The organism is Rhodococcus sp. Leaf278 (assembly GCF_001426085.1).
Classification (GTDB): Bacteria; Actinomycetota; Actinomycetes; order Mycobacteriales; family Mycobacteriaceae; genus Rhodococcoides.
On record NZ_LMRR01000012.1, the window covers coordinates 286,288 to 313,219 of the forward strand.

A 26,932-nucleotide genomic window follows, 5' to 3' on the forward strand; every position below is an offset into this window, starting at 1 on the left:
CACAACTGTAGTGGGCGCCGCAGACGTCGTCCGAGGAGCACAATCGAGAGCGGGTTGACGTGGTGTCCGATGGGGTAGGCCCAGCTAGTAACCTGACCGCATCGGGTGAACAACCCTCGAACAGCAGAGTTCTCCGGTCGAGACCGCCACAGACAAGGAAGTCGATTCTCCAGTGTCCACAGAAGAGCAGGGTAAACGGATCAAGACCGACGTCGTTCTGGTCGGTGCCGGAATCATGAGCGCCACCCTCGGTGCGCTGCTCCGTCAGCTCGAGCCGAACTGGTCGATCGACGTCTACGAGCGGCTCGACGCGGCGGCGGCCGAGAGCAGCGACGCGTGGAACAACGCGGGTACCGGTCATTCGGCGCTGTGCGAACTGAACTACACCCCGCAGAACAAGGACGGCAGCGTCGATATCTCGAAGGCGCTCAACGTCAACGAGCAGTTCCAGGTGTCGCGGCAGTTCTGGTCGCACGGCATCGAGGCGGGCGTGCTCTCCGACGCCAAGAACTTCATCAACCCCATTCCGCATGTGAGCTTCGTGCACGGAGCCGACAATGCGAAGTACCTGCGTGCGCGGTACGAGGCGCTCGTGGGCAACCCGCTGTTCGCCGGTATGGAATACATCGACTCGAAGGACGAGTTCTCGGCTCGCCTGCCGTTGATGGCGAAGGGCCGTGACTTCTCGGATCCGGTAGCCCTCAACTGGAGCCAGGAAGGTACCGACGTCGATTTCGGTGCGCTGACCAAGCAGCTGCTCAACTACCTGTCGGCCGCGGGCGGCACCGTCCACTTCGGCCACGACGTTCGCAACATCACCAAGCAGTCCGACGGCACCTGGGACATCAAAGTCGCCAACCAGCGGACGGGCGTGAAGAAGACCGTCAACGCCAAATTCGTTTTCGTGGGGGCAGGCGGCGGCGCACTGCACCTGCTGCAGAAGTCCGGCATCGCGGAGATCAAGGGCTTCGGTGGTTTCCCGGTCAGCGGCGAGTGGCTGCGCTGCACCAACCCCGAACTCATCGCGCAGCATTCGGCCAAGGTGTACGGCAAGGCGTCGGTGGGCGCTCCACCCATGTCCGTGCCCCACCTCGACACCCGGGTGATCAACGGTGAGCAGGGTCTGCTGTTCGGTCCGTACGCCGGGTGGTCGCCCAAGTTCCTCAAGCAGGGCAAGATCACCGACCTGCCCGGCTCGGTCAAGCCCGGCAACCTGATGTCCATGCTCGGTGTCGGTGTGACCGAACTCGGCCTCGTCAAGTACCTCGTCAGCGAGCTGGCGCAATCGCAGGCCGATCGGGTGGAGACTCTGCGCGAGTTCGCACCCACGGTGATCGCCAAGGACTGGGAGCTGGTCACCGCTGGTCAGCGCGTCCAGGTCATCCGTAAGAAGGGACGCGGCGGTGTGCTCGAGTTCGGCACCGCTGTGGTCAACGCAGCGGACGGCACGATCGCCGGCTTGCTCGGAGCCTCGCCCGGTGCGTCCACCGCAGTCCCGGCCATGCTGGACGTACTGCAGCGGTGCTTCGGCGACAAGTACGACGCCTGGCAGCCCAAGCTGAAAGAAATGGTCCCGTCACTGGGGGTCAAGCTCGCCCAGAACAGCTCGTTGTTCGACGAGGTCTGGGCCTGGACCTCGAAGACACTGGAGCTGGAAAATTCGCGTGAGCTCGCACAGCCCACGGGTGTGTGATAGCAAAAGGTATGAATACGCAAGCAGCAGCTCTCAAACGATCATGGGCACTAGACCTGTCCAACAACACGTTGTACGACCTGTTGAAGCTGCGCGTCGAGGTGTTCGTGGTCGAGCAGGCATGCGCGTATCCGGAATTGGACGGGCGCGACCTGCTGACCGAGACACGACACTTCTGGCTCGAACGAGACGGGGAGGTGGTGTGCACGCTCCGTCTGCTCGAGGAGCACGACGACGGTGAGAAGGCGTTCCGTATCGGCCGCCTCTGCACCCAGCGATCGGCCCGAGGACAGGGCCACACCACGCGGATCCTGCGGGCAGCGCTCGCTGAAGTGGGCTCCGCGCCGTGCCGCATCAACGCTCAGAGCTACCTCGTCGACATGTACGCCAAGCACGGCTTCCTGCCCGACGGTGAGGAAGTTCTCGAGGACGGTATTCCGCACACCCCGATGCGTCGGGGTGGCGGCACCGCCTGGAGCGAGGCCTGACCTCCTGCACGACTCGATAATTGGTGAGGTCGTTCCGCAGGCTCCACTCCCGGAACGAATGCCACACACGGACCTACCGTGTGTGGCATTCGTTCGTTCGGCGGTAGTGTTCCGTTCGAAGTCGGTTGCGGAGAAGTCCTGTACGAATCAGGCGCGGTCCCGCCACTGTGTTCAGGAGTTCCTTCGTTCAGCAGTTTCTCCTGTCAGCCAGATCGCCGCCCGGCTTCGCTTTTATACCGAACGCCCGGCGCGGAACTCCGGGCACGAAGGGAATTGGCTGTGCAGCAAGGTGGAAGTGTTCCCGAACCGGGATATCCGTTCAGTGCGATCGTCGGACAGGACCAACTGCGCTTGTCGTTGATCCTGTGCGCTGTGCATCCCGGTATCGGCGGTGTATTGGTCCGCGGCGAGAAGGGGACCGCCAAATCGACGGTGGTGCGTGCGCTTGCGACATTGCTGCCCGCAGTGGAAGACGAGGAAGGCTCGCGGCCGGCGAAACTCGTCGAGCTTCCGGTCGGAGCCACCGAGGATCGAGTGGTCGGGTCCATCGACCTCGAGAAGGTCCTACGCGACGGCGAACGGGCCTTCCAGCCCGGCCTGCTCGCAGCTGCGCACCGCGGAGTGCTCTACGTCGACGAAGTGAACCTCTTGCACGATCATCTGGTCGACGTACTGCTCGACGCGGCCGCGATGGGCCGCGTGCACGTCGAGCGTGACGGTGTATCGCACTCGCACCCAGCACAATTCGTCCTCGTCGGCACGATGAACCCCGAGGAGGGTGAGCTGCGACCGCAGCTGCTCGACCGGTTCGGTCTCGCAGTGGACGTGACGGCATCGCGCGATGTGGATGTTCGCATGAACGTCGTCCGGCGGCGGATGAACTACGAGCGTGATCCGCACGCGTTCGCCGCCCAATTTCGGAACGACGACATCGCGGTGGCCGAGCAGATTCTGGCCGCCCGCACGATTCTCGACGATGTGGAGTTGAGCGACAAGGAACTTCGGCGCATCGCGGCCCTGTGCGCGTCCTTCGACGTCGACGGCATGCGCGCCGATTTGGTGCTGGCACGCACTGCGGCCGCACATGCCGCGTGGCGGGGTGCGAGCGAGGTGACCGAGGAGGACGTGCGGGTCGCCGCCGAACTCGCGCTCCCGCATCGGCGCAGACGTGATCCGTTCGACGAGCCGGGCATCGACGACAAGCAGTTGGACGACGCCATGCGCGATGCTGCGGAACAGGCCGAGCAACAACCGGATCCAGATCCCGACCCGACGCCCGACGGCGACGGGGGAGCGCCGGCGCCGGACAGTGCCGAAAGGACCGAGAGTTCGGAGTCGTCCCCGTCGTCGCCCGACGACGAAACTACGGGTGCTCCTGAGCCGCAGGCCTCGGGCGCGGGCAAGAACAAGCAAGCAGGAACTCCGGGTGCTCAGTTCAAGGCTCGGTTGCTCGAGGTTCCCGGAGTGGGCGAGGGTGCGCCGGGTCGACGCTCGCGGTCCCGCTCCTCACACGGTCGGTCGGTACGGCCCACAACCGAGCGAGGCACAGGGCTGCATCTGGTCGGGACTCTGTTCGCCGCCGCCGAGCATCAGGTCGTCCGCGGCCGCACGTCCGGCCGGTTGATGCTGGAGCCTGCGGATCTACGGGGCGCGATCAAGGAGGGCCGAGAGGGCAACTTGATCGTCTTCGTCGTCGATGCCTCGGGATCGATGGCTGCGCGAGATCGACTCTCCGCGGTGACCGGTGCGGTGCTGTCGCTGTTGCGCGATGCGTATCAACGCCGTGACAAGGTCGCCGTCATCACCGTGCGCGGCGCGGAAGCCGAGACTGTATTGCCGCCGACGTCGTCGGTGGATGTGGCCGTGACCCGATTGCGCAACATGAAGACCGGCGGTCGGTCTCCGTTGGCGCAGGGATTTGTGAAGGCGCGGGATCTGGTTCTGCGAGAACGGGTTCGGGACCCGCTGCGTCGTGCATTGATGGTTGCCTTGACCGACGGCCGAGCGACCGGAGGCACGGACCCCGTCGGCCGAGCACGCATTGCCGCAGCCCGTATCGCGTCGGACAAGATCGCCTCGGTTGTCGTCGACTGCGAATCGGGAATGGTCCGCCTCGGCCTGGCCGCCGATTTCGCGGCACGTCTCGGTGGCGGCTACGTGGCGCTGGAAGATCTGTCTGCCGAACAGGTCACCGCCGTCGTCCGCGCAGCGGCGTAGGGGGCACGCGATGCCTCAGGGTGTACCCGCTCCCGGAACCGTTCCGCAGGACGGACTCACGACGCGTCAGCGCCGCAATCTGCCCGTCCTCGCCGTCCACACCGGCCCGGGCAAGGGGAAATCGACCGCAGCGTTCGGCATGGCGTTGCGGGCGTGGAACCAAGGGTTCGACGTAGGAGTGTTCCAGTTCGTCAAGAGTGCCAAGTGGAAAGTCGGCGAGGAAGCGGCATTCCGGACTCTCGGCGATCTGCACGAGAGCACCGGTGTCGGCGGAGCCGTCGAATGGCACAAGATGGGCGAGGGCTGGTCGTGGACTCGCAAGAAGGGCAGCGACGTCGATCACGCCGAGGCAGCGGCAGAGGGCTGGCGGGAGATCGCCCGGCGGATCGAACAGGAGTCACACCGCTTCTACGTGTTGGACGAGTTCACCTATCCGCTCAAGTGGGGTTGGGTCGATGTCGCGGAAGTGGTGGAGGTTCTGACCCATCGACCGGGCAACCAACACGTCGTCATCACCGGACGGGACGCGCCCCCCGAGCTGATCGAGGCCGCGGATCTCGTCACCGAAATGGACAAGGTCAAGCATCCGATGGATGCCGGCCGCAAAGGGCAGCGAGGAATCGAATGGTGAATCCGTCGTGCCCCGCCGTGGTCATTGCGGCCCCCGCGTCGGGCAGCGGTAAGACGACGGTGGCCACCGGGCTGATGGGCGCACTACGTGCCGCAGGCCGAAAGGTCGCACCGTTCAAGGTGGGTCCGGATTACATCGACCCCGGGTATCACGGTCTGGCAGCCGGGCTGCCCGGACGCAATCTCGATGCGGTCATGGTGGGTGCCGATCGAATCGGGCCGCTGTTTCGGCACGGCAGCCGGGGCTGCGACATCGCGGTCGTCGAAGGCGTCATGGGACTGTTCGACGGCAAGATCGACATGACCGGCCCCGGGGAGGCGTCCGCCGAGGGATCGACCGCACGGGTGGCGGCGATGCTCGGTGCTCCGGTGATTCTGGTGATCGATGCCCGTGGCCACAGTCAGTCGTTGGCGGCTGTGCTGCACGGGTTCTCGACCTTCGACCCCAGCGTGCGCATAGGCGGTGTGATCCTCAACCGGGTCGGCAGCGAACGCCACGAGGATGTTCTGCGTCAAGCATGCGAGCGGGTGGGTGTGCCGGTGCTCGGCGCGTTGCCGAGAATGAGCGAACTGGTCGTGCCGTCACGACATCTGGGTCTGATCACTGCCGTCGAACACGGTGGGGCCGCCACCGAAGCGGTCGACGCGATGAGCGCACTGGTGGCGCAGTTCGTCGATGTCGAGGCAGTGAGCGCCTTGGCGCGCTCGTCGATACTCGCACCGGAGTGGAATTCGGCCGACGAGGTTCGTAGGTCCGAGGGATCGCCGGTCGTCGCAGTCGCAGGTGGTCCCGCATTCACCTTCGGCTACACCGAGCACGTGGAACTTCTGCGCGCCGCCGGGGCCGACGTAGCGGTGTTCGACCCCCTTCGCGACGGATTGCCCACCGGCACAGCAGCAGTCGTGCTGCCCGGCGGATTCCCAGAGGAGCACGCGGCCGCGCTGGCGGCGAACGAACTGTTGCTGGCCGACATCAGGACGGCCGCGGCCCGCGGTCTGCCCGTTCATGCAGAATGTGCCGGATTGCTGTATCTGGCGACACAATTGGACGGTCATGCAATGGCGGGAGTCGTCGACGTCGACGCGGAATTCGGGAACACGCTCACCCTCGGGTATCGCGACGCGGTCGCCCTGGAAGCCTCGCCTCTCTTCGATGCGGGAACCCGCGTCACCGGCCACGAGTTCCATCGCACGAAGCTCGTCGCAGTGCGCGAGGCCGCCTCGGCGGCCTGGGGTTGGCATCGGCAGCGACCGGACGGCAGAACCGCCGCTCGCGAAGGCTTCGTGCGCGGCGGAGTTCACGCGTCCTACCTGCACACGCACGCTGCCGGAAATCCGGAGTCCATCACCCGATTCGTCTCTGCTGCAGTCGATTACGCACGCGTCTAGGGTTCGTCGGCGATGCGGGTAGTGGTCGGAATCGGGGCCCGAAAGGGAGTCGCGGCCGCTGAGGTGGTGCGGGTGATATCGACTGTCCTGCAAACGAATTGGCGTGTCGAGGCCATCGCCTCGATCGACCGGAAAGCGGATCTGGTGGCGGCGGTGGCGTCGAGCATGGGGGTTCGGGGGGTGACGTACTCGGCGATGGAATTGTCGACCGTGGTGACCCCCACCGTGTCGGTTCGCGTGCTCGATGCCGTCGGAAGTGCCAGCGTCGCCGAAGCCGCGGCACTTCTGGCCGGTCGTTCGACGGAGTTGACGGTACCCAGGTTCGGTCTCCGAGGTGTCACCGTTGCCGTTGTCGAGCTCTGCCTTGACGGTGGACAGGGGGTTCGGGCCATCCTGTAGGTATGACCGAGACGATGAAAGCCGTTGCCTACACCCGCTCGCTTCCGATCGACGATCCCGCCAGCCTCACCGATGTGGTTGTCGACGTGCCGAACGTGCGACCGCGGGACATATTGGTAGATGTCAGAGCGGTGTCGGTGAACCCCGTGGACGTCAAGGTCCGTGCCGGCAACGATCCGCACGGTGTCCCGAAGGTTCTCGGGTTCGACGCCGCCGGTGTGGTGCACGCCGTCGGTGCCGACGTCACCTTGTTCGCACCGGGGGACGAGGTCTACTACGCGGGAGACATCGGCAGACCCGGAACCGACTCGGAGTTTCATGTGGTGGACGAACGCGTCGTGGCGAAGAAGCCGACCAGCCTCGATTTCGCGGAGGCCGCGGCATTGCCGCTGACTGCGATCACTGCCTGGGAAGGGTTGTTCGACAAGCTGCGCATCACTGCCGAGACCACCGGAACATTGCTGATGGTGGGGGCTACTGGAGGTGTGGGATCGGTTGTACTGCAGCTGCTTCGGGCACTCGTCCCTGGCGTGCGCGTGATCGCGACGGCTGCCGACGAGGATGCGGAGAAGTGGGTCCGTTCTCTCGGTGCAGCCGAGGTAGTGAATCATCGGCGCGATCTTCGGGGCGAAGTACGCCGAGTCGCACCGGACGGCATCGATTACGTGTTCACCGCTCATTCCGCCGGGCAGGTCGAGATCTATGCGGATCTGTTGACGCCGTTCGGGCAGATCGTGGCAATCGACGACCCCGAGACACTCGACGTTCTCCCGCTCAAGTCGAAAGCGCTGTCCTGGCATTGGGAGTTCATGTTCGCACGTCCGATGCACGACACTCCGGATCTTGTTCGCCAGCACGACTTGTTGACCAGGGTGGCCGAACTCGTCGACGCAGGTTCGGTCCGGACGACCGCCTCGACCGTCCTTTCTCCGATCGATGCCGAGCAGCTACGCGAAGCGCATCGGTTGGTCGAGACCGGGCACGTACGGGGAAAGGTCGTGGTCGCGGCCCGCTCGTGAGGGCGGATCCGCGCCACTGACTGGCGAAAGCGGGCCGACGCGGGCAATGTGGATCCAATGACTTCCGACAGCCTTGTCCTGCTCGGCCCGATCGTCCGGTACGTCGGCACCGAGACTGCGACCCTGTGGTTCGAGATGGCCGAATCGACGACCGTCACTGTTGTCACCGATGCCGGCGTCCGCGGCGTAGAACGAACCTGGGGTGTGCACGGCCACCACTACGCGTTGGTTCCACTCGAAGGGCTGCCCGCCAATTCTGCGGTGCACTACGAGGTGTTCGTCGACGAGCGGAAGGTGTGGCCGCGTGAAGGTCATCGGGCGGCCATCCACACTGTCGACGCTCAGGGGCCCGTCACATTGGCGTTCGGATCGTGCCGGCGAGGCGACAACTACAGCGACGAATCTCTGAAACAGATCGGGGCCGACGCGCTGGCCGGACTGGGCAACGCGCTGATCGAGGAGGATCCGAGCCGGTGGCCACAAGCATTGCTGCTTCTGGGTGATCAGGTTTACGCCGACGATCCGTCGCCGGAGATCGTCGAACGGCTGCAGGCTCGGCGTCGATCCGGCGAGGGCCCTCGAAGTGCCGTCGGAACCGACGCGGAGAACGAGATCTGCGACTTCGAGGAGTACTCCTGGTTGTACCGGGAGTCGTGGGGACTCGAGCCGGTACGGACGCTGATGGCGAGTATCCCGTCGTGCATGATTCTGGACGACCACGATCTGCGCGACGACTGGAACTCGTCCGCGTCCTGGCGTCGGGACATCGAGACTCGGCCGTGGTGGAACGATCGTGTGATCGGCGCTTACTCGTCGTATTGGGTGTATCAGCACCTGGGCAACCTCTCGCCCAAGGAGCTGGCGCAGGACGAGATGTACGCGGCGGTCCGGTCCGCCGCCAGTGACGCGGATCGCGAGAAGTTGTTGGCCGACTTCGCATTACGGATCGACCGCAATCCCGAGACGGGGCGCTGGAGCTTCTATCGCGATTTCGGGGACATTCGTCTGATCATGATCGATTCGCGGTGCTCGCGAAACCTCGATCCCAACAATCGAGAAATGGTGGACGAGAAGGAATGGGCGTGGGTACGCGAGCGCGCGCTCGAAGCCACTCCACGACACCTGCTGTTCGGTTCGTCGCTGCCCTATCTGATGCTGCCCGCCCTGCACTACCTCGAACAGTGGAACGAGGCTGTGGCGCAGGGGAGTTGGGGTGCCATGCCGGCCAAGGTGGCCGAGAAGATGCGCATCGGTCTCGACCTCGAACACTGGGCCGCCTTCACCAATTCGTTCAACGATATGGCGGCATTGACGCGTGAGCTCTCTCGCGGGGAGAACAAGCCCGCCTCCATCATGTGGCTCTCGGGCGACGTGCACTGCTCCTACGTGGCCAACGCGAACTTCGGCGTCGGTGGGCGAGATGTGCCTGCCACCTATCAGCTGACCATGTCTCCGTTCCGCAATCCGCTCGACCTTCCCATCCGCGCGGTGAACAAGCTGGCCATCAAACGTCCGGCCGCCCGGATCCTGTCGAAACTCGCCCGAGCCGCGCACGTGGGTCCGTCCGGAGTCGAGTGGGAAGCCGAGGCGGGACCGTGGTTCGACAACGGCGTGATGTTGCTGACCCTGCACGGTGATTCGGCGCGGTTGCAGGTGCGGCACGCTCACGTCGACGATGCCGGCGAGCAGGTGCTGACCGAGACATCGACCCTGGCCCTCGCCTAGAGACGGTTCGGCCCTCGCCTAGAGACGGTTCGGCCCTCGCCTGAAAGACAGGCGCAGTCGTAAACGATTGGCCATCGAGGGGCCGATGAGGTTGGCTGGTTCGTTGTGGCCCACCTCGAACTCAACGACATCGTGTACTTCCTGCCCGACGGTCGGCAGCTGTTGAACGGAGTCGGATTTCGCGTGGGCGACGGTGCCAAGACGGCGTTGATCGGCCCGAACGGAACCGGAAAGACGACACTGACGCGGATCATCGCCGGCGACGAGACCCCCGACGAGGGCTCGGTGTCGAGTTCTGGCTCGCTCGGAGTGATGCGGCAGTTCGTCGGTCAATTACGCGACGACTCGACCGTGCGTGACCTGCTTCTCTCTGTTGCGTCGCCGGCCGTCCGCACGGCGGCTGCGGCACTGGACGATGCCGAGAACACGATGATCGAGATCGACGACGAGAAGACCCAGATGAGGTACGCCCAGGCACTCTCGGATTGGGGTGACGTCGGCGGTTACGATCTCGAGCCGTTCTGGGACAAGGTCACCACCGCCGCACTCGGCATGCCGTTCGACCGGGCCAAGTGGCGTGCCGCGTCGACGCTCAGTGGCGGCGAACAGAAGCGTCTGGTGCTCGAAGCGCTTTTCGCCGGACCCGACAACCTGTTGCTTCTCGACGAGCCGGACAACTATCTGGACGTGCCGGGCAAGCGTTGGCTCGAGGCGACCATTCGAGACTCCGACAAGTCGGTGCTGTTCATCAGCCACGATCGCGAGCTGATTGCCAACGCCGCGAACAGAATCGTGACCCTCGAACCAGGTGTCAGCGGTGCGACGTCCTGGGTGCACGGCGGCGGATTTGCGACCTATCACGCCGCACGTGAGGACCGGAATGCTCGGCTGGACGAACTCCGGCGGCGGTGGGACGAGGAACTGGTCAAACTTCGGGCGCTGGTGCTGCGACTGCGTGAGAAGGCGAAGTTCAACGACGGAGTGGCCGCTCGCTACCACGCGTCCCAGACCCGCTTGGCCAAGTTCGAGGAGGCCGGCCCGCCGGAGGCGGTACCGCTGAAGCAGCACGTCACGGTTCGGCTACGCGGAGGACGGACGGCCAAGCGTGCGTTGGTGTGTACGTCGTTGGAACTGACCGGCCTGATGAAGCCGTTCGACACCGAGATCTGGTACGGAGACCGCGTTGCGGTGCTCGGCTCCAACGGCTCGGGCAAGTCGCATTTTCTGCGGCTGCTCGCCAACGGTGGTACCGACCCGGAGAAGGAGCACGAGCCGGTCCAGGAACTGGCACTGGACCCGGTGCCCCATACCGGCACTGCGGTTCTCGGTGCGCGAGTGCGCCCGGGCCTGTTCGCGCAGACCCACACTCGCCCGGATCTCGCGGGCAACACGCTGCTCGACATCCTGCACATGGGCAACGAACACCGTGACGGCATGGGCCGGGAAGCCGCGGGCAGGGCATTGGACCGGTACGGTCTGGCCCGTGCTGCCGAGCAGTCCTACGACAACCTCTCGGGAGGTCAACAGGCCCGCGTGCAGATCCTGCTTCTCGAACTGTCGGGTGCAACGCTGTTGCTGTTGGACGAGCCGACCGACAACCTCGACCTCATGTCCGCCGACGCCCTGGAAGACGCGATTGCAGCGTTCGAGGGCACTGTGATCGCAGTCACTCACGACCGCTGGTTCGCCCGTAGTTTCGACCGGTTTCTGGTGTTCGGCAGTACCGGGCAGGCGTACGAATCCGGTGAGCCCGTATGGGACGAAAAGCGAGTGCAGCGCGCGCGGTAGCGTTTCTTCCCGTGAACGCGACTGACTCTCCCTATCTGGTGGGCCTGAATCTGGACGGTCGACGCGTCGTCGTGGTCGGAGGCGGCACCGTCGCGCAACGCCGATTGCCGCTGCTCATCTCGTCCGGTGCCGTAGTGCACGTCATCACGCGCGACGCCACCCCTGCTGTCGAGGCAATGGCGACCGCAGGCCAGGTGACGCTCGAGTTGCGGGACTACCGCGAGGGTGACCTCGCCGACGCCTGGTACGCCATCGCCTGCACGGACGAGGCCGACACCAACGTCGCGATCGTCGCCGAGGCCACCGCGTCCAAGATCTTCTGCGTCCGAGCCGACATCGCCAAGGACGGAACGGCGGTCACGCCGGCCTCCGCCGAGTGGGACGGCCTGACGCTCGGTGTGCTCGCCGGTGGCGAGCATCGCCGTTCCGCGGCGGTACGCAATGCTGTGATCGAGGCTCTGCAGTCCGGGGTCGTCGCCGACTCGGCCCACGCGCCGATGACCGGCGTTGCGCTGGTCGGGGGAGGCCCGGGTGATCCGGATCTCATCACTGTCCGAGGTCGCAGACTGCTTGCCTACGCCGACGTCGTGGTCGCCGATCGCCTTGCTCCACCCGAGCTGCTCGCCGAACTGGGTCCGCACGTCGAGGTCATCGACGCCTCGAAGATTCCGTACGGCCGCGCTATGGCGCAGGAAGCGATCAATCGGGCCTTGATCGACGGCGCGAAAGCCGGCAAATTCGTCGTTCGGCTCAAGGGCGGCGACCCCTACGTGTTCGGTCGGGGATACGAGGAGCTCGAAGCGCTCGCCGCCGAGGGAATCCCGGTGACCGTGGTACCCGGCATCACCAGTGCCATCTCGGTGCCCTCGTCCGCAGGAATTCCGGTGACGCATCGCGCCGTCACTCACGAGTTCGTCGTCGTCAGCGGTCACGTGGCACCCGATCACCCCGATTCGTTGGTCGACTGGGACGCGCTGGCCAAACTCAAGGGCACGATCGTGTTGCTCATGGCCGTAGAGCGGATCGGCAAGTTCGCCGACGTACTCATCGCAGGCGGCCGGGCGTCCGACACTCCGGTCATCGTCGTACAGGAGGGCACCATGCGCACTCAACGTGAAGTTCGAGCGGATCTGAGCACTGTCGCCGAGGCCGTGAGCGAAGCAGGCATCAGGCCTCCTGCCATCGTGGTAATCGGGACCGTTGCCGGTTTTTCCGTGAACGCCGGTAACGTGAACGCTCGTGCCTGAGTCATCGATGTCCGAAACGTCCGCCACCGAGATCAAATATCCGGTGACGACCCGAGCGTTCGGGATGGCGATCATCGTCCTGAGTGGCCTGCAGTTGATGGTGGTGCTCGACGGTACCGTCGCCAACCTGGCCTTGGCACCGTTGCAGGCGGACCTCGGATTGTCCGACGCGGGTCGCAACTGGGTGCTGACCTCGTACGCCTTGGCGTTCGGTGGACTGATGCTGCTCGGCGGCAGGCTCGGCGATGCGTTCGGCCGAAAGAAGATGTTCCTCGCCGGCGTCGTGCTGTTCACGATCGCCTCGCTGCTGTGCGGTCTCGCGGTCAACGAAGCCACGCTCGTGGCGGCCAGGGCCCTGCAGGGCGTCGGAGCCGCGGTGGCGTCGCCCACGGCGTTTGCGCTGGTGGCCACCACCTTTGCCCCCGGACCGGTGCGAAATCAAGCGATTGCGATCTATGCGGCCATGACGGGTGTCGGTTCCATTGCCGGGCTCATCATCGGCGGCGCGTTGACCGAGGTGTCCTGGCGCTGGATCTTCCTGATCAATGTGCCGATCGGCGTGGTCATCGTGGTGCTCGCGGTCGTGTCGCTGCAGGAGACGGTGGGCGCGAGATTGCCCCTCGACGTTCCCGGCGCGATTCTGGCCACACTCGGCTGCACCGGCGTCGTACTGGCTCTGAGCGAGGGCACCGAGCTGGGCTGGACCAACCCGATCGTCATCGTCTCGCTGATCGCCGGGTTGCTCTTTCTCGGGTTGTTCCTTCTGGTCGAGCGTCGTGCCGACAATCCACTGCTGCCGTTCTCGCTGTTCCGCAACCGGGATCGGGTCGCGACCTTCGTGGCCATCTTCTTCGCCGGCGGAGTGATGTTCTGTCTGGCCGCGTACGTGGCCCTGTTCGTCCAGGACATCCTGGGATACAGCCCGCTCAATGCCGGCTTGGCGTTCGTGCCGTTCGCCTTCGGACTCGGTGCCGCGGCGTTCCTGGCGTCGCAACTGGTGACCCGAATCGCTCCTCGTTGGTTGATTCTGAGCGGCGCGGTCATCATGGTCGGCTGGCTCATGGTGTCGGTCACGACGATGAACGCGGATTCGTCGTACTTCCCCGGGCTGTTCTTTCCCGTCATCGGCATCGGATTCGGTGTCGGGCTGACGGTGGTCCCGCTCCCGCTGTGCGCCATCGCCGGGGTGAGCCCCACCGAGATAGGGCCGTTGACGGCGATCTCCCTGGTTGCCCAAACACTCGGTGGCCCGTTGGCCCTGGCCGTCATCGGCGCGCTGGTCACCTCGCGCACCCTGTCGCTGGGTGGAATATCGGGGCCGGCGACTCTGATGAACGAAAGCCAACTCGATGCCCTGAGCTCGGGCTACATGTTCGCTCTGTTCTGCTGCGCCGTCTGCGCCGTGATAGCAGGCTTCGCGGCCCTCTTCATCCGATTCACCCCGCAGCAGGTCGCCCAGGCCCAGGCAGCTCAGGAAGACGCCCAAAAGGGCTGATCCCTCAGCGTTTGCTCACCAGTTATTCAACTGCGCACCTGTACAGGTGGGGAGCTGAATATTCGGCGGGCAGACAAGGTGTGGTACTCGCGTCCCACTATTCATCCACAGGGGCCGAGTTGTCCACAATTGCCGTTCGGCTCGGTTTTCGGAGTCGTTGTCGGTGCACGATCGGTGCATGCATCCTGACGCCAACGGTCTGATTTCCCGCGCCACAGCGTTGAGGGCCGGCTACACGAACACAGATCTGCAACGGCTGTGCGCCCGAGGCGAATTGGTCCGGATCGTTCCCGGAATGTATGCACAGCGGCAGTTGTGTTCGACACTCGATCCGCAGGGAATTCATCGTCTGACGACCATCGCCTCCCTGGCGACCAACGCCGACGCCGCAGTGGCCAGCCATGTCTCCGCCGCTGTTCTGCACGGACTCGACCTGTGGGACACCGATCTCGGGCGCGTACATCTGACGATCCCCGGCGGGAAAGGCCGCACGACAGCTCGATTGCATGTCCACTCGACACCTCTACCGAACGAGTTCGTGACCACGGGGCTGGGAATACCAGCGACCTCTCCGGAGCGCACCGTGGTCGACTGTGCGCGGCTGCTCGATCTCGACCATGCAGTAGTCATAGGAGATTCGGCGCTGCGATCGAAGAAGGTGTCGATGGATCGGCTGCGAGCAGCGTTGGAGGTATCTGCTCGCATGAACGGTATCGGCGCGGCCCGGCGGGCGATCGCGGCAATGAGTGGGCTGAGCGAAAGCCCGGGAGAATCCATCAGCAGACTGCGGATGAAGGAGTACGGTTTCCCGGATCCAGTGCTGCAGCAGGTACTGCGGGTGGGATCCCAGTTCCTCGCCCGAGTCGACTTCTACTGGAGACGATGGCGGCTGGTAGGCGAATTCGACGGCATGGGCAAGTACGAGACCGGTCGGACGTTGACGCAGGAAAAGTTTCGCGAGGATCGACTACGGGACCGAGGGCTCGAGGTCTTCCGGTGGACGTGGAAAGACCTATGGCAGTTCGACATGGTGCGCGAGCGATTCGATCGTGCGTGCGCCAGGGCTGAGCGTCGACGTGAGTGCGCCGACAGGATGTTCAGCTGACCACCTGTACAGGTAGGCAGCTGAATATCCGGTGGGCAGGTGTCAGCGCGAGAGATCGGCGCGATCCGCAGCCGCCTGGCCCGAGTCCCAGCCTTCCGCGTCCAGGCGCGGACCGCGCATCGGCTTCGCCGTCGGGAACAACCTGTCGAATTCGGCTTCGACGGCAACGGTCTGCGCCGCCAATATAGGGAGTAGATCACCGGATTCGTGGCGCGCTTCCTCGAGTGCGTGCGCATCGGCGTCGGTCAGGCGATCTCCGATTCGGATCGCATACGCATACAGGAAGGCCTTGCCGAAGGCGGCCGAGCCGGCTTTCTTGCGCTTCTTCGCTTCCGGTGAATGGCCGAGGGCTCGGGTTGCCTGAACGAGTAGCGAGGTGAACAGCAATTCGGTCTGTTCCACATCCACTGGGGCACCCACCAAAGTCGCGACGGCGAACTCGGAGTCCCAGATGGCCTTGACCCGGTTGGCGCTCCCGACGACGTGCAGCAGTTGCGCCTTGGCTGGTGCATGGGGGCCGTCGACATGTACCCGCCGGCCGTGAATGTCGATGTGGCCCTGGGAGAGCAGCATGGTGTCGATCGAGTAGCGCGTCATCAGCTCCTGCGCCTTGGCCGTCAACGTCTCGGCCTCCTCCTCGAAGTCCGTGGCGTCGGCTTTGGCCAACAGACCGCGAATCTTGCTCAGCATCTTGGTGTTCGGCGAGTCGGATCCGGAAACACCCCGCAGCGTGGGACGAACGCGCGGCCACTGGGACGGCTTCGGTCCGAGCTGAGGCCACCGGGGGAGTGTCTGCCATTGACCGAGCAGGGTCAGCACGTCGAGCCACTGATCACTGGCAGCGATGTAATCGGTCTTACCGGAAGAGGTCAGGTACGCGGTCAGGAAGTCGGGGGTGGACTCGACCCTCGCCGCGATTTTCGGAAACTGTTCGCAGATGGAGGACATCTGATCCACCCAGTCCTGCGGGGCCCGCGAATCCGCATCGGTCAGATCGGCTTGATGCAGCAGGGCCGCCGCCGCGAGGGTGGATACGGCGATCGTGTGTTGGCGCCGCACAACGTGCACCAAATCCAGCGGTTGCCAACCGTTTTCGTACAGGGTCTCGATCATGTTCGTCAGCGCCCGCGTGCCGACCTCGGTCGCGTCCATCGACACCAGCCGGTCGGCGACGTCGTCGGCGACGCGTTGGCTCTTGGTCTTGCCCACGGACGCGTCGGCTCCCGTGCGGAGCAGACCGGGGATATCGCTCATTCGGTGAGCACGATCAGTTCGGTCGTCGACGCCACTTCGACTCGAAGACCCGCTTTCGATGCCACGCGCGCAACGGCTTTCACGTCTTTCGGCTCGGCGGTGGTCAGGGTCAATGCACGTGCCAGCAGTCCCTTGTGATGCTTGTTGAAGTGGCTCACTACCGAACGCGTTCCATTCGGCTTCTCGGTGAGGACCGTCGCGGTGATCGCGCCCGGAACGGGACCGAGCTGTTGGTAGGTGCCGGAGCGAAGGTCGACGACGATGCCTTCGTCTTCGGCGAGGATCGCGTCGGACAGTTCCGGCTTCCAGTGCGATCGCAGGGTGCCGAAGTTCGGAATCGTCGATCCGCCGGAGAGCCTGTAGGACGGAATCGGATCGGCGGCGCGGACGGCCCCGAACAGCGCTGATCCGATCCACAACCGCGCATGGGCTCGGGCGCGACCGGCTCTGGTGAACGACTGCGCATCGAGTGCGTCGTAGAGCACGCCGGTGTACCGCTGCAGCGCGGGCGTGGTGGGGGAGGTCCACAATCGGGCGTTGCGTTCGATCTCGTCGACCTGGGTAGGGCCGAGGCCGAGTGCGGTGACGGAGGCGTCGACGTCCCCGGAGAGCTCTACCAGCGCATCGGCGAGTTTTCGGCGAAGAGGCAACAACGACGGCAACGCCAGTCGGTCCAGATCGAGAGGTGCTCCGGAACCACCAACGGACTTCGTCTCGGAGGGAGGAAGCAGAATCAGCACGATAGTCAAGGCTACTCACTGCACGGCCACCTGCTCACAGGTGCTGCGCAACCGACTAGTCTGACAACCCGTGATCACCCGTCTTTCGCAGCTGTTCCTCCGTACCCTTCGCGACGACCCGGCCGACGCCGAGGTCGACAGCCACAAGCTGTTGGTTCGCGCCGGCTACGTTCGTCGTATCGCACCGGGTGTCTACTCGTGGCTGCCCCTCGGTTTGCGGGTCCTTCGGCAGGTCGAGCGCGTGGTGCGCGAGGAAATGAACGCCATCGGTGCGCAGGAGATCTCACTGCCCGCCCTGCTGCCGCGCGAGCCCTACGAGACCACCAATCGGTGGACCGAGTACGGCGACGCATTGTTCCGGTTGCAGGACCGCAAGGGCAACGACATGCTGCTGGGGCCCACCCACGAAGAGCTGTTCGCGCTCACGGTGAAGGCCGAGTACAACTCGTACAAGGATCTTCCGGTCACGCTGTACCAGATCCAGACCAAATACCGCGACGAGGAGCGTCCCCGTGCAGGAATTCTCCGCGGGCGCGAATTCGTTATGAAGGACTCGTACTCCTTCGACATGGACGAGGACGGACTGAAGAAGTCCTATGCCGCCCACCGTGAGGCCTACCAGCGCATCTTCGCCAGGCTCGGCGTCTCCTACGTCATCGTCGCGGCGACGTCCGGCGCCATGGGCGGCAGTGCATCCGAGGAATTCCTCGCCGAAAGCGACATCGGCGAAGACACCTATGTGCGATGCGTCGAGTCGGGTTATGCGGCCAACGTCGAGGCCGTCACGACGACGGCACCAGACCCGCTCCCCATCGAGGGGCAGCCGGCTGCCGTCGACCACGAGACGGGCGATACCCCGACCATCGCCACTCTCGTGGAATGGGCCAACGGTGCCGATCTGGGCCGCAACGTCACCGGGGCCGACACTCTCAAGAACATTCTGCTCAAGGTCCGTAATGCCGAGGGGGAGTGGGAGTTGCTCGCCGTCGGGCTGCCCGGCGACCGTGAGGTCGACGAGAAGCGGCTCGAGGCATCGCTCGAACCCGCCGAGTTCGCCTTGCTGACCGACGCGGATTTCGCGGCCAACCCGTTCCTGATCAAGGGGTACATCGGACCGCGGGCGTTGCAGGCCAACGGAGTTCGCTACCTCGTGGACCCGAGGGTCGTCGATGGGACCTCGTGGATCACCGGCGCCGATATCAAGGGCAAGCATGTGGTGAACCTCGTGGCCGGTCGTGACTTCGTTCCCGACGGCACCATCGAAGCGGCCGAGGTACGCGACGGTGACATGTCTCCCGACGGTCGTGGTCCGCTCGTCAGTGCCCGTGGCATCGAGATCGGCCACATCTTCCAGCTCGGGTACAAGTACACCGACGCGTTCTCGGTCGATGTCCTCGGCGAGGCCGGTAAGCCCGTCCGCCTGGTACAGGGATCCTACGGCGTCGGTGTGTCGCGTCTGGTCGCCGTGATTGCCGAGCAGATGCACGACGACAAGGGCCTGCGGTGGCCGTCGGAGGTTGCACCGGCAGACGTCCATCTGGTGATCGCGAACAAGGACGACGCCGCCCGGGCAGGTGCGGAATCCATTGCCACGCAACTGGATACGCAGGGGATCGAGGTTCTGTTCGACGATCGCAAGGCGTCGCCGGGAGTGAAGTTCAAGGACTCGGAACTGATCGGCGTTCCGCTCGTGGTCGTACTCGGCCGCGGCTGGGCCGACGGCAAGGTCGAGATCCGTGACCGCTTCTCCGGTGAGAGTCGCGAACTGGACATCGATTCGGCGGTCGAGGAGATCGTGAAGGCCGTACGGCACACCCCGTAGGACTTCTCTCGCGATCTTTCTGCGCGGTCGTTTACCCGCTGGTAGCTTCGGGGCAACGACTAGGAGAGGTCACACCGTGGCTCAGTATGCGCTGTTCGATCCGACGACCTTCGACCCGACCGAACTCGACGAAGACTCCCGCCGACAGTTGCGCGCACTGATCGACTGGTTCGAGAGCCGCGGCAAAGGCAGGCTGTTGGCGGATGATCTCGACAGCGTCTGGCCCGCCGACTTCCTGGAATTCGTCGCCGAGCAGAAGTTGTTCGCAACGTTCTCCACCCCCGCCGCGTATGCCGACGGACTGCCGAACACACGGTGGGACGCCGCACGTAACGCTGCGCTGAGCGAAATTCTCGGGTTCTACGGGCTGGCGTACTGGTACACCTGGCAGGTCACCCTCCTCGGTCTCGGCCCGATCTGGATGAGTGCCAACGACGACGCCAAGCGCCGTGCGGCAAAGGAACTCGACCGCGGCGGAGTCATGGCGTTCGGCTTGTCCGAGCGGGCGCACGGTGCCGACGTGTATTCCACCGACATGTTGTTGACGCCCTGCACCGACGACGCCGACCTCGCCTTCACCGCATCGGGGGAGAAGTACTACATCGGAAACGGCAACGTCGCGGGGATGGTGTCGGTGTTCGGTCGGCGCACCGATATCGAGGGACCGGATTCCTACGTGTTCTTCGTAGCCGACAGCGCGCATCCTGCCTACCGGTTGCGTGAGAGTGTCGTACACGGCCAGATGTACGTCAGTACGTTCTCGCTCGAGAACTATCCGGTCCGCGAGCAGGACATTCTGCACACCGGTGCCGACGCCTTCTCGGCGGCGCTGAACACGGTGAACGTCGGCAAGTTCAATCTCTGCACCGGTTCGATCGGGATCTGCGAGCACGCGTTCTACGAGGCGATCACCCACGCGAACAACAGAATTCTGTACGGCAATCGCGTCACCGATTTCCCGCACGTGCGCAGCGCATTCGTCGACGGTTACTCACGCCTGATCGCGATGAAACTGTTCAGCGCCCGGGCAGTCGACTACTTCCGCGCAGCCGGACCCGAGGACCGGCGCTACCTGCTGTTCAATCCGATGACCAAGGCCAAGGTCACCTCGGAGGGCGAAACCGTCGTCCGGCTGTTGCACGACGTCATCGCGGCCAAGGGGTACGAGAGGAACACGTACTTCCGCGAGGCTGCCCAGCTGATCGGAACACTGCCCAAGCTCGAGGGCACCGTGCACGTCAACGTTGCCCTGATGCTCAAGTTCATGCCGGCCTACATGTTTTCGCCCACCGACTACCCCGACGTCGGCACCCGAACCGAGCCGGTCGACGACAGTTTCTTCTTCGCACAGGGTCCGGCCAGAGGCGCGAGCAAGGTTCGGTTCCACGACTGGAATCCGGTCTACCAGAAGCACTCCGGTATCCCCAACGTCGGACGGTTCTACGAGCAGGCGCAGGCGTTCAGGTCGTTTCTCGCCGAGTGCGCGCCCGACGAAGCGCAGCAGAAGGACCTCGACTTCCTGCTCGTGGTGGGGCATCTGTTCTCACTCGTCGTCTACGGTCACCTTCTGCTCGAGCAGGCCGACGAGATCTCGAACGAGATGATGGACCAGATCTTCGATTTCCAGATCAGGGACTTCTCCGGTTACGCCGTCGCGCTGTACGGGAAGCCGTCGTCGACCGAGGCTCAACAACAATGGGCGCTCGATGCCGTTCGCAAGCCGGTGGTCGATGCGAGCCGTTTCGAGATCGTCTGGAACGAGGTCGTCGCGTACGACGGTCGGTACGAGATGCGCCCCTAGGCGAGAGCGGTCACGGCTGACCGGGAAAGGCCGTCGACGAGGGTGTGACTCCCAGGATCTGTTGCCACATCGCGAGCCGAACCGCAGCATCGGTCAACGCCTGCACACCCATCTCGCGGGTGCCACCGGACTGGCTGCGTTCGATCAGCGAACGCCACGCCACGCACGTGTCGATCTCGGCCTGCGCTGCCAACCGAGTGGCCGAGACTGCGTCGGTCACCGGAAACGGTGATGCGTATGCCGGATCGGGAAGGGGCACGGTGACACTGGCAGCCTGGAGCGCATCGATGGTTGCGTCTCTGCGGGCACGATGGGCAGCTGTGTTCGATGCAACCAGATCGGCGCGCGTGGGGTTGGAGAACGCCGCGACGACGCCGTAAGCGAATACCGCCGCGTACTCGGCTTCGAGCGCGTCGACCAGCCCTTGCTGTTCCGGACCGAGATCACTCATGCCAGTACCACCAGAGCGGACACCGTGCACGACGCGCTGATCGAACCGAGAAGACCGGCCCGATAATCGCTTTCGTTTCGAGCCGCGTCTGCTGCACTGCGAGCCGACGCGGTCAACATCTCCCGCACCGCCGCGATATCCGGTGGCGGAGCGACGGGTGCGACGGTAGTCGTGGTTGCCAACGGGGAAGTGTTTGTCGATGCACCGGTGGCGCGGGCGATCTCGGTGTCGAGCGCAGCCGCGTGCTCAGTTCGCTGAGCCGCCACGATGCCGAGCGCAGCTGCGTAGTCGGCAATCACCGTCGATGCCGCGGTGGCATCCGCTGCGTCGCTGCGGGCAGCACGCAGTTGTGCGGTCAGGGAATCGAGAGCTGGGCCGGAGATCTCGTCGTCGGCGCAGGCCGCAACGGTGGAGACGGTGGCCGCAGACAGCGCTGCGGCACCGGCGAGTCGGAACAACCCGCGGCGACTGAGCGCAAAGGGGGCGATCGGCGTGGGCACCCCGACATCGTGCCAGACCGCAGCACCTGCACGTGCCATGCCCGCGTGTCGTCGAGGCGTAGGTGGTCACGAGCAGTGTCTGCGGGGCGGTAGTCTGTTGGTTCGGCGAACGCAGTCCGGCTGCCGCTCGCCGGATCGCCCACAACTACACACGAGGAGTTCGCGACATGCCTGTTCCGTCCAAGGAGAGGGTTGTCGAACTACTCGGCGACCTCGTTCGAGAACGGGGCTACGACCTCGAAGACGTGAACGTCGTCGCAGCAGGCAAGCACAGCGCGGTGCGCATCATGGTCGATCGAGAAGAGGGCATCGACCTGGACGCGCTCCCGGACCTGAGTCGCGAGATCTCCGACGCCTTCGACGCCGTGCCGGATTTCGGTGAAGCGCCGTACACGCTCGAAGTCACCACTCCCGGAATCGACCGGCCGCTGACCGAGGCGCGGCATTGGCGTCGGGCACGTGGACGCAAGGTGCGCATCGAGTTGGCCGAGGGCAAGCTCGACGCTCGGGTCGGGGTACTCGACGGAGATTCGGTCACCGTGGTGATCAAGGAGAAGGGCATCCTGTCGACTCGGTCGATCCTTCTCGAGGATGTGGTGAAAGCTGTTGTGCAGGTGGAATTTTCGAAGCCCACCGCCGAGGAGATGGACCTGGCGGGTGGCGTGGTCGGTAGCAGGCCGTCGCCTGCGAACACCGATGAAATCGTGGATGTGGAAGCACCGGAAGAAGGGTCTGACAAGTGAATATCGACATTGCCGCACTGCGAGCGATCGAGGCGGACAAGGGAATTCCGATCGAGATGGTCATCTCGACGATCCAGACCGCATTGCTGACCGCATACCGACACACCGAGGGGCACCAGTCCAACGCGTGGATCGATGTCGATCGCAAGACCGGCTCCGTTCGAGTGATGGCCAAGGAGATCGACGCCGACGGCAACGTCATCTCGGAATGGGACGACACCCCGGAGGGGTTCGGGCGTATCGCAGCCACCACTGCACGCCAGGTCATTCTCCAGCGCCTGCGCGACGCCGAACACGAGCGGTCCTTCGGTGAGTACTCCACTCACGAGGGTGAGATCGTCAACGGTGTCATCCAGCGCGACACGCGCGCCAATGCAAAGGGCACCGTCATCGTGCGCATCGGCAGCGACACCAACGGGGCCGACGGACTTTTGCCTCCCGCCGAGCAGGTTCCGGGCGAAACTTACGAGCACGGCGAACGCATCAAGTGCTATGTCGTCGGAGTCGCCCGGGGCAACCGGGGTCCGCAGATCACGCTCTCACGCACACATCCGAATCTGGTGCGCAAACTGTTCGCCCTCGAGGTCCCCGAGATCGCCGACGGTTCGGTCGACATCGTGGCGGTCGCACGCGAGTCGGGTCATCGGTCGAAAATCGCTGTCGCCTCCACGGTGTCCGGCCTCAATGCCAAAGGTGCGTGTATCGGACCGATGGGGCAGCGGGTACGGAATGTGATGAGTGAACTGGCGGGCGAGAAGATCGACATCATCGATTTCGACGAGGACCCGGCCACCTTCGTGGGGAATGCACTCTCGCCGTCCAAGGTTGTGTCTGTGACGGTCGTGGATGCCGCTGCTCGTGCCGCGCGTGTGGTGGTTCCGGAGTACCAGCTTTCTCTCGCAATCGGTAAAGAAGGACAGAATGCTCGACTGGCCGCCCGACTGACCGGTTGGCGTATCGATATCCGCAGCGATGCGGCGGCACCCGAGACGACCAGCGCATAGGGCCGGAATGCGGAGTTCGAGGCAATACAGCGGTAGAGTGGTCGTTGGTTCGGTAACGAACTCTCTTGCCAGAAGTACGAACGCGAGTATCCGGTTGTGAAAGCCCGGCCGATTCGTACGTGCGTCGGGTGCAGGGAGCGAGTTCCGGCCGCCGATCTGTTGAGGATCGTGGTTCGAGAAGCTGGTTCGCACGAATTCGCTCTCGTCCCCGACGTCCGGCATTCGATGCCCGGCCGTGGTGCGTGGTTGCACTACAGCCGAGAATGCCTGCACAATGCGGAGCGGCGCCGAGTTTTCGGTCGCGCGTTTCGGATATCGGGAAATGTGGAATCGTCCGCAGTGTCAGCCGTGCTCGACGAGCGCGACCAGCTGCTGGTCGAGGACACGACAAGAGCAACACCCGTCGACAAGAACAGGCAACAGCACTGATGAGCACACCGTGAAGCACCAACGATGAACGTCCATCGGAGATAACCCGAGGTCGTGCGGGCACCAAGCCTCGCTCGGCCTCTCAGTGAGGAGAGCAGTGGCAGGCAAGGCCCGCGTGCACGAGTTGGCAAAAGAACTCGGTGTCACCAGTAAGGAACTACTCGCACGGCTCAAAGAGCAGGGCGAGTTCGTCAAGTCCGCATCATCCACAGTCGAGGCCCCCGTGGCTCGTCGACTTCGTGAATCCTTCCCGTCCCAGACTGCAGATGCGCCCGCACCCAACGGTCGCGCAGCAGCCGATCGTGCTGCCGGCAGCACCGCGAAGCCGGGCGCAGCAAAGCCCGGTGGACCCCGTCCGGGCCCCAAGCCTGCACCCCGCCAGGCAGAGCCGGAAGCACCCGCAGCCCCGGTCGTACAGGCTCCCGTCGAAGCAGCCCCGGCTGCTCCCGCTACTCCTGCACCTGCCGCGCCCGCCCCGCAGCCCGCTGCTCCGGCCGAGCAAGCACCGGCAGCACCAGCAGCGTCGGCCGACACCGCCGATGCAACACAGGCTCCGGCAGCACCCAAGCCCGCAGGTCCCGGTCCCAAGCCCGGCCCCAAGGCTCCGCGCGTCGGCAACAACCCGTACTCCTCGGCCCCCGTGGAACGACCGGCTCCGCGGCCGGCTCCCGGTGCCCCGCGCCCCGGCGGCGGACGTCCCGCTCCCGGACAGGGTGGGCCTCGTCCCGCCACACCGTCGGCCGGCAGTCGTCCAGCTCCCGGTCAGGGTGGGCCTCGTCCCGCTCCGGGCCAGGCCGGACCTCGTCCGAGCCCGGGCTCGATGCCTCCTCGGCCCAATCCGGGTGCGATGCCGACCCGTTCGGCTCGTCCGGGACCCGCAGCAGGACGCCCCGGTCGCCCCGGCGGCGCACCGGGCGGACGTCCGGGTGGCGGCGGCGGTGGTGGTTACCGCGGCGGTGGCGCTCCGGGCGCTCCCGGTGGTGCTCCCGCAGGCGGCGCTCCCGCAGGCGGCTTCCGTGGTCGTCCCGGTGGCGGTGGCCGTCCCGGTCAGCGCGGCGCAGCAGCAGGTGCATTCGGTCGTCCCGGCGGAGCAGTCCGTCGCGGCCGTAAGTCGAAGCGGGCGAAACGCGCCGAGTACGAGAGCATGCAGGCTCCCGCAGTCGGCGGCGTCAGGCTGCCCCGCGGCAACGGTGAGACCATTCGTCTCGCTCGCGGCGCATCGTTGTCGGACTTTGCGGACAAGATCGACGCGAACCCGGCCGCACTCGTGCAGGCCTTGTTCAACCTCGGCGAGATGGTCACCGCGACGCAGTCGGTCAACGACGAAACGTTGGAGCTGCTCGGCGGCGAGATGAACTACGTCGTTCAGGTCGTCAGCCCCGAGGACGAAGATCGTGAACTGCTCGACTCGTTCGACCTCACCTACGGCGAGGATGCCGGCGGCGAGGAAGATCTCGAACAGCGTCCCCCGGTGGTCACCGTCATGGGCCACGTGGACCACGGCAAGACCCGCCTGTTGGACTCGATTCGTAACACCACGGTGCGCGAAGGTGAGGCCGGCGGCATCACGCAGCACATCGGTGCTTACCAGGTGCTGACCGAGCTCGAGGGCAACGAGCGTCTCGTGACGTTCATCGACACCCCCGGTCACGAGGCCTTCACGGCCATGCGTGCTCGTGGTGCCAAGGCCACCGACCTCGCGATCCTCGTGGTTGCGGCCGATGACGGCGTCATGCCGCAGACGGTGGAAGCCATCAACCACGCCCAGGCGGCCGATGTGCCGATCGTGGTCGCGGTGAACAAGATCGACAAGGAAGGCGCGAACCCGGACAAGATCCGGCAGCAGCTGACCGAATACGGTCTGGTCGCCGAGGAATACGGCGGCGAGACGATGTTCGTCGACATCTCCGCCAAGCAGGGCACCAACATCGATGCCCTTCTCGAAGCGGTACTGCTGACGGCCGACGCATCGCTCGATCTGCGTGCAAACCCGGACATGGAGGCTCAGGGTGTCGCCATCGAGGCGCACCTCGACCGTGGTCGTGGTCCGGTCGCAACCGTGCTCATCGCCCGCGGAACGCTCCGTGTCGGTGACTCGATCGTTGCCGGCGACGCGTACGGACGTGTCCGCCGCATGGTCGACGAGCACGGCGAGGATGTCACCGAAGCGTTGCCGTCGCGGCCCGTTCAGGTCATCGGCTTCACGTCGGTGCCCGGTGCAGGTGACAACCTCCTGGTTGTCGACGAGGACCGGATCGCTCGTCAGATCGCCGATCGTCGCAATGCACGCAAGCGCAACGCGCTCGCAGCCAAGAGTCGTAAGCGCATCAGCCTCGACGATCTCGATGCAGCTCTGAAGGAGACTTCGCAGCTCAACTTGATCCTCAAGGGTGACAACTCGGGAACCGTCGAGGCCCTCGAAGAGGCGCTGCTCGGAATTCAGATCGACGACGAGGTCGAACTGCGGGTCATCGACCGCGGTGTCGGTGGCGTCACGGAGACCAACGTCAACCTGGCGTCGGCATCCAACGCGATCATCATCGGCTTCAACGTTCGAGCGGAAGGCAAAGCCACCGAGCTGGCCAACCGCGAAGGCGTCGACATCCGGTACTACTCGGTGATCTACCAGGCGATCGACGAGATCGAGAAGGCCCTCAAGGGCATGCTCAAGCCGGTATACGAGGAGGTTGCCCTCGGGCAGGCCGAGATCCGTGCGCTGTTCCGTTCCTCCAAGGTCGGAAACATCGCCGGTTGCCTCGTCACCTCCGGTACGATCCGTCGCAACGCGAAGGCACGACTCATCCGAGACAGTGCCGTTGTTGCGGAAACCGTCACGATCTCCTCGCTACGGCGCGAGAAGGACGACGCGACGGAGGTCCGTGAAGGATACGAGTGTGGTTTGACGGTGACGTACTCCGACATCAAGGTGGGCGATGTCATCGAGGCGTACGAACTCCGTGAAAAGCCGCGCGACTAGAACAGATGCGGAGCCT

At 64.8% G+C, this 26,932-nt stretch carries 22 protein-coding genes; 18 read left to right on the forward strand and 4 right to left on the reverse strand.

What is annotated here, in order from left to right:
- The first annotated feature begins 172 nt into the window (after positions 1 to 172).
- The 12 genes from mqo to ASG84_RS14120 all read left to right on the forward strand — a co-directional run bounded on the left by mqo (position 173) and on the right by ASG84_RS14120 (position 15,195).
- Positions 173 to 1,693 carry a malate dehydrogenase (quinone) gene (gene mqo / locus ASG84_RS14065; RefSeq protein ID WP_057477636.1) on the forward strand — a complete coding sequence of 507 codons (1,521 nt, stop codon included), beginning with the start codon at positions 173 to 175 and terminating at the stop codon, positions 1,691 to 1,693.
- An 11-nt stretch (positions 1,694 to 1,704) separates the two neighbouring features.
- Positions 1,705 to 2,181, forward strand: a complete 477-nt coding sequence (locus tag ASG84_RS14070; RefSeq protein ID WP_032377066.1) for a GNAT family N-acetyltransferase — start codon at positions 1,705 to 1,707, stop codon at positions 2,179 to 2,181.
- A 273-nt stretch (positions 2,182 to 2,454) separates the two neighbouring features.
- Positions 2,455 to 4,398 (forward strand): magnesium chelatase subunit D family protein, encoded by a 1,944-nt coding sequence (locus tag ASG84_RS14075; protein WP_082520982.1) that lies wholly within the window; start codon positions 2,455 to 2,457, stop codon positions 4,396 to 4,398.
- A 10-nt stretch (positions 4,399 to 4,408) separates the two neighbouring features.
- The gene (gene cobO / locus ASG84_RS14080) at positions 4,409 to 5,029 is read left to right on the forward strand and encodes a cob(I)yrinic acid a,c-diamide adenosyltransferase (protein ID WP_057477638.1); all 621 of its coding nucleotides are present in this window, start codon (positions 4,409 to 4,411) and stop codon (positions 5,027 to 5,029) included.
- Entirely contained in the window at positions 5,023 to 6,417 is a 1,395-nt protein-coding gene (locus tag ASG84_RS14085) for a cobyrinate a,c-diamide synthase (protein WP_057477639.1), read from the forward strand. Before cobO ends, ASG84_RS14085 begins: the two co-directional genes overlap by 7 nt.
- 12 nt (positions 6,418 to 6,429) lie before the next feature.
- Complete coding sequence (locus ASG84_RS14090) at positions 6,430 to 6,816, forward strand: cobalamin biosynthesis protein (protein WP_057477640.1); 387 nt, start codon at positions 6,430 to 6,432, stop codon at positions 6,814 to 6,816.
- 2 nt (positions 6,817 to 6,818) lie between these two features.
- Positions 6,819 to 7,835 carry a zinc-binding alcohol dehydrogenase family protein gene (locus tag ASG84_RS14095; protein ID WP_057477641.1) on the forward strand — a complete coding sequence of 339 codons (1,017 nt, stop codon included), beginning with the start codon at positions 6,819 to 6,821 and terminating at the stop codon, positions 7,833 to 7,835.
- 57 nt (positions 7,836 to 7,892) lie between these two features.
- Positions 7,893 to 9,560: a DUF7800 domain-containing protein gene (locus tag ASG84_RS14100; protein WP_057477642.1), complete on the forward strand. Its 1,668-nt coding sequence runs from the start codon at positions 7,893 to 7,895 to the stop codon at positions 9,558 to 9,560.
- 105 nt (positions 9,561 to 9,665) lie between these two features.
- On the forward strand, positions 9,666 to 11,348 hold the full coding sequence (locus ASG84_RS14105; protein WP_057477643.1) for an ATP-binding cassette domain-containing protein: 1,683 nt from the start codon (positions 9,666 to 9,668) through the stop codon (positions 11,346 to 11,348).
- Complete coding sequence (gene cobA / locus ASG84_RS14110; RefSeq protein WP_057477644.1) at positions 11,315 to 12,595, forward strand: uroporphyrinogen-III C-methyltransferase; 1,281 nt, start codon at positions 11,315 to 11,317, stop codon at positions 12,593 to 12,595. The genes ASG84_RS14105 and cobA overlap by 34 nt, the downstream gene beginning before the upstream one ends.
- A 7-nt stretch (positions 12,596 to 12,602) precedes the next feature.
- Positions 12,603 to 14,090, forward strand: coding sequence for an MFS transporter (locus ASG84_RS14115; RefSeq protein ID WP_057477645.1), 1,488 nt, complete (start codon positions 12,603 to 12,605; stop codon positions 14,088 to 14,090).
- 178 nt (positions 14,091 to 14,268) lie between these two features.
- Complete coding sequence (locus ASG84_RS14120) at positions 14,269 to 15,195, forward strand: type IV toxin-antitoxin system AbiEi family antitoxin domain-containing protein (RefSeq protein ID WP_057477646.1); 927 nt, start codon at positions 14,269 to 14,271, stop codon at positions 15,193 to 15,195.
- A gap of 42 nt (positions 15,196 to 15,237) precedes the next feature.
- On the opposite strand, the gene ASG84_RS14125 is transcribed toward ASG84_RS14120, so the two are convergent.
- Together ASG84_RS14125 and yaaA are read right to left on the reverse strand one after the other, a co-directional pair.
- On the reverse strand, positions 15,238 to 16,449 hold the full coding sequence (locus ASG84_RS14125) for a DUF2786 domain-containing protein (RefSeq protein ID WP_057477647.1): 1,212 nt from the start codon (positions 16,447 to 16,449) through the stop codon (positions 15,238 to 15,240).
- The gene (gene yaaA, locus ASG84_RS14130) at positions 16,446 to 17,189 is read right to left on the reverse strand and encodes a peroxide stress protein YaaA (protein WP_057477648.1); all 744 of its coding nucleotides are present in this window, start codon (positions 17,187 to 17,189) and stop codon (positions 16,446 to 16,448) included. The genes ASG84_RS14125 and yaaA overlap by 4 nt, the downstream gene beginning before the upstream one ends.
- Positions 17,190 to 17,259: 70 nt before the next feature.
- Here yaaA and ASG84_RS14135 point away from each other — a divergent pair, with 70 nt between their 5' ends.
- Together ASG84_RS14135 and ASG84_RS14140 are read left to right on the forward strand one after the other, a co-directional pair.
- Positions 17,260 to 19,011 carry a proline--tRNA ligase gene (locus ASG84_RS14135; RefSeq protein WP_057477649.1) on the forward strand — a complete coding sequence of 584 codons (1,752 nt, stop codon included), beginning with the start codon at positions 17,260 to 17,262 and terminating at the stop codon, positions 19,009 to 19,011.
- A gap of 76 nt (positions 19,012 to 19,087) precedes the next feature.
- Positions 19,088 to 20,812, forward strand: a complete 1,725-nt coding sequence (locus ASG84_RS14140) for an acyl-CoA dehydrogenase family protein (RefSeq protein WP_057477650.1) — start codon at positions 19,088 to 19,090, stop codon at positions 20,810 to 20,812.
- A 10-nt stretch (positions 20,813 to 20,822) separates the two neighbouring features.
- Here the strand turns inward: ASG84_RS14140 and ASG84_RS14145 are convergent, their stop codons facing one another.
- On the reverse strand, positions 20,823 to 21,263 hold the full coding sequence (locus ASG84_RS14145; protein WP_057477651.1) for a ferritin-like domain-containing protein: 441 nt from the start codon (positions 21,261 to 21,263) through the stop codon (positions 20,823 to 20,825).
- Positions 21,260 to 21,802: a hypothetical protein gene (locus tag ASG84_RS14150; RefSeq protein ID WP_235581655.1), complete on the reverse strand. Its 543-nt coding sequence runs from the start codon at positions 21,800 to 21,802 to the stop codon at positions 21,260 to 21,262. Before ASG84_RS14150 ends, ASG84_RS14145 begins: the two co-directional genes overlap by 4 nt.
- Before the next feature lie 128 nt (positions 21,803 to 21,930).
- Between ASG84_RS14150 and rimP the strand changes: the two genes are divergently transcribed.
- The 4 genes from rimP (at position 21,931) to infB (ending at position 26,916) form a co-directional block, all read left to right on the forward strand.
- A complete protein-coding gene (gene rimP, locus ASG84_RS14155; RefSeq protein ID WP_057477784.1) occupies positions 21,931 to 22,506 on the forward strand; it encodes a ribosome maturation factor RimP in 576 nt (191 codons plus the stop codon).
- A complete protein-coding gene (gene nusA / locus ASG84_RS14160; protein ID WP_057477652.1) occupies positions 22,503 to 23,510 on the forward strand; it encodes a transcription termination factor NusA in 1,008 nt (335 codons plus the stop codon). The genes rimP and nusA overlap by 4 nt, the downstream gene beginning before the upstream one ends.
- A 96-nt stretch (positions 23,511 to 23,606) precedes the next feature.
- Complete coding sequence (locus ASG84_RS14165) at positions 23,607 to 23,939, forward strand: YlxR family protein (RefSeq protein WP_200936580.1); 333 nt, start codon at positions 23,607 to 23,609, stop codon at positions 23,937 to 23,939.
- A 97-nt stretch (positions 23,940 to 24,036) separates the two neighbouring features.
- On the forward strand, positions 24,037 to 26,916 hold the full coding sequence (gene infB, locus ASG84_RS14170; protein WP_057477653.1) for a translation initiation factor IF-2: 2,880 nt from the start codon (positions 24,037 to 24,039) through the stop codon (positions 26,914 to 26,916).
- The last annotated feature ends 16 nt before the right edge of the window (positions 26,917 to 26,932 follow it).

Coding starts and splice junctions, on each gene's coding strand:
- ASG84_RS14070 (WP_032377066.1), top strand. CDS start 1,705: ATGAATACGCAAGCAGCAGCTCTCAAACGATCATGGGCACTAGACCTG.
- cobO (WP_057477638.1), top strand. CDS start 4,409: ATGCCTCAGGGTGTACCCGCTCCCGGAACCGTTCCGCAGGACGGACTC.
- ASG84_RS14085 (WP_057477639.1), top strand. CDS start 5,023: ATGGTGAATCCGTCGTGCCCCGCCGTGGTCATTGCGGCCCCCGCGTCG.
- ASG84_RS14090 (WP_057477640.1), top strand. CDS start 6,430: ATGCGGGTAGTGGTCGGAATCGGGGCCCGAAAGGGAGTCGCGGCCGCT.
- ASG84_RS14095 (WP_057477641.1), top strand. CDS start 6,819: ATGACCGAGACGATGAAAGCCGTTGCCTACACCCGCTCGCTTCCGATC.
- ASG84_RS14100 (WP_057477642.1), top strand. CDS start 7,893: ATGACTTCCGACAGCCTTGTCCTGCTCGGCCCGATCGTCCGGTACGTC.
- cobA (WP_057477644.1), top strand. CDS start 11,315: ATGGGACGAAAAGCGAGTGCAGCGCGCGCGGTAGCGTTTCTTCCCGTG.
- ASG84_RS14115 (WP_057477645.1), top strand. CDS start 12,603: ATGTCCGAAACGTCCGCCACCGAGATCAAATATCCGGTGACGACCCGA.
- ASG84_RS14120 (WP_057477646.1), top strand. CDS start 14,269: ATGCATCCTGACGCCAACGGTCTGATTTCCCGCGCCACAGCGTTGAGG.
- ASG84_RS14125 (WP_057477647.1), bottom strand. CDS start 16,449: ATGAGCGATATCCCCGGTCTGCTCCGCACGGGAGCCGACGCGTCCGTG.
- ASG84_RS14145 (WP_057477651.1), bottom strand. CDS start 21,263: ATGAGTGATCTCGGTCCGGAACAGCAAGGGCTGGTCGACGCGCTCGAA.
- ASG84_RS14150 (WP_235581655.1), bottom strand. CDS start 21,802: ATGGCACGTGCAGGTGCTGCGGTCTGGCACGATGTCGGGGTGCCCACG.
- rimP (WP_057477784.1), top strand. CDS start 21,931: ATGCCTGTTCCGTCCAAGGAGAGGGTTGTCGAACTACTCGGCGACCTC.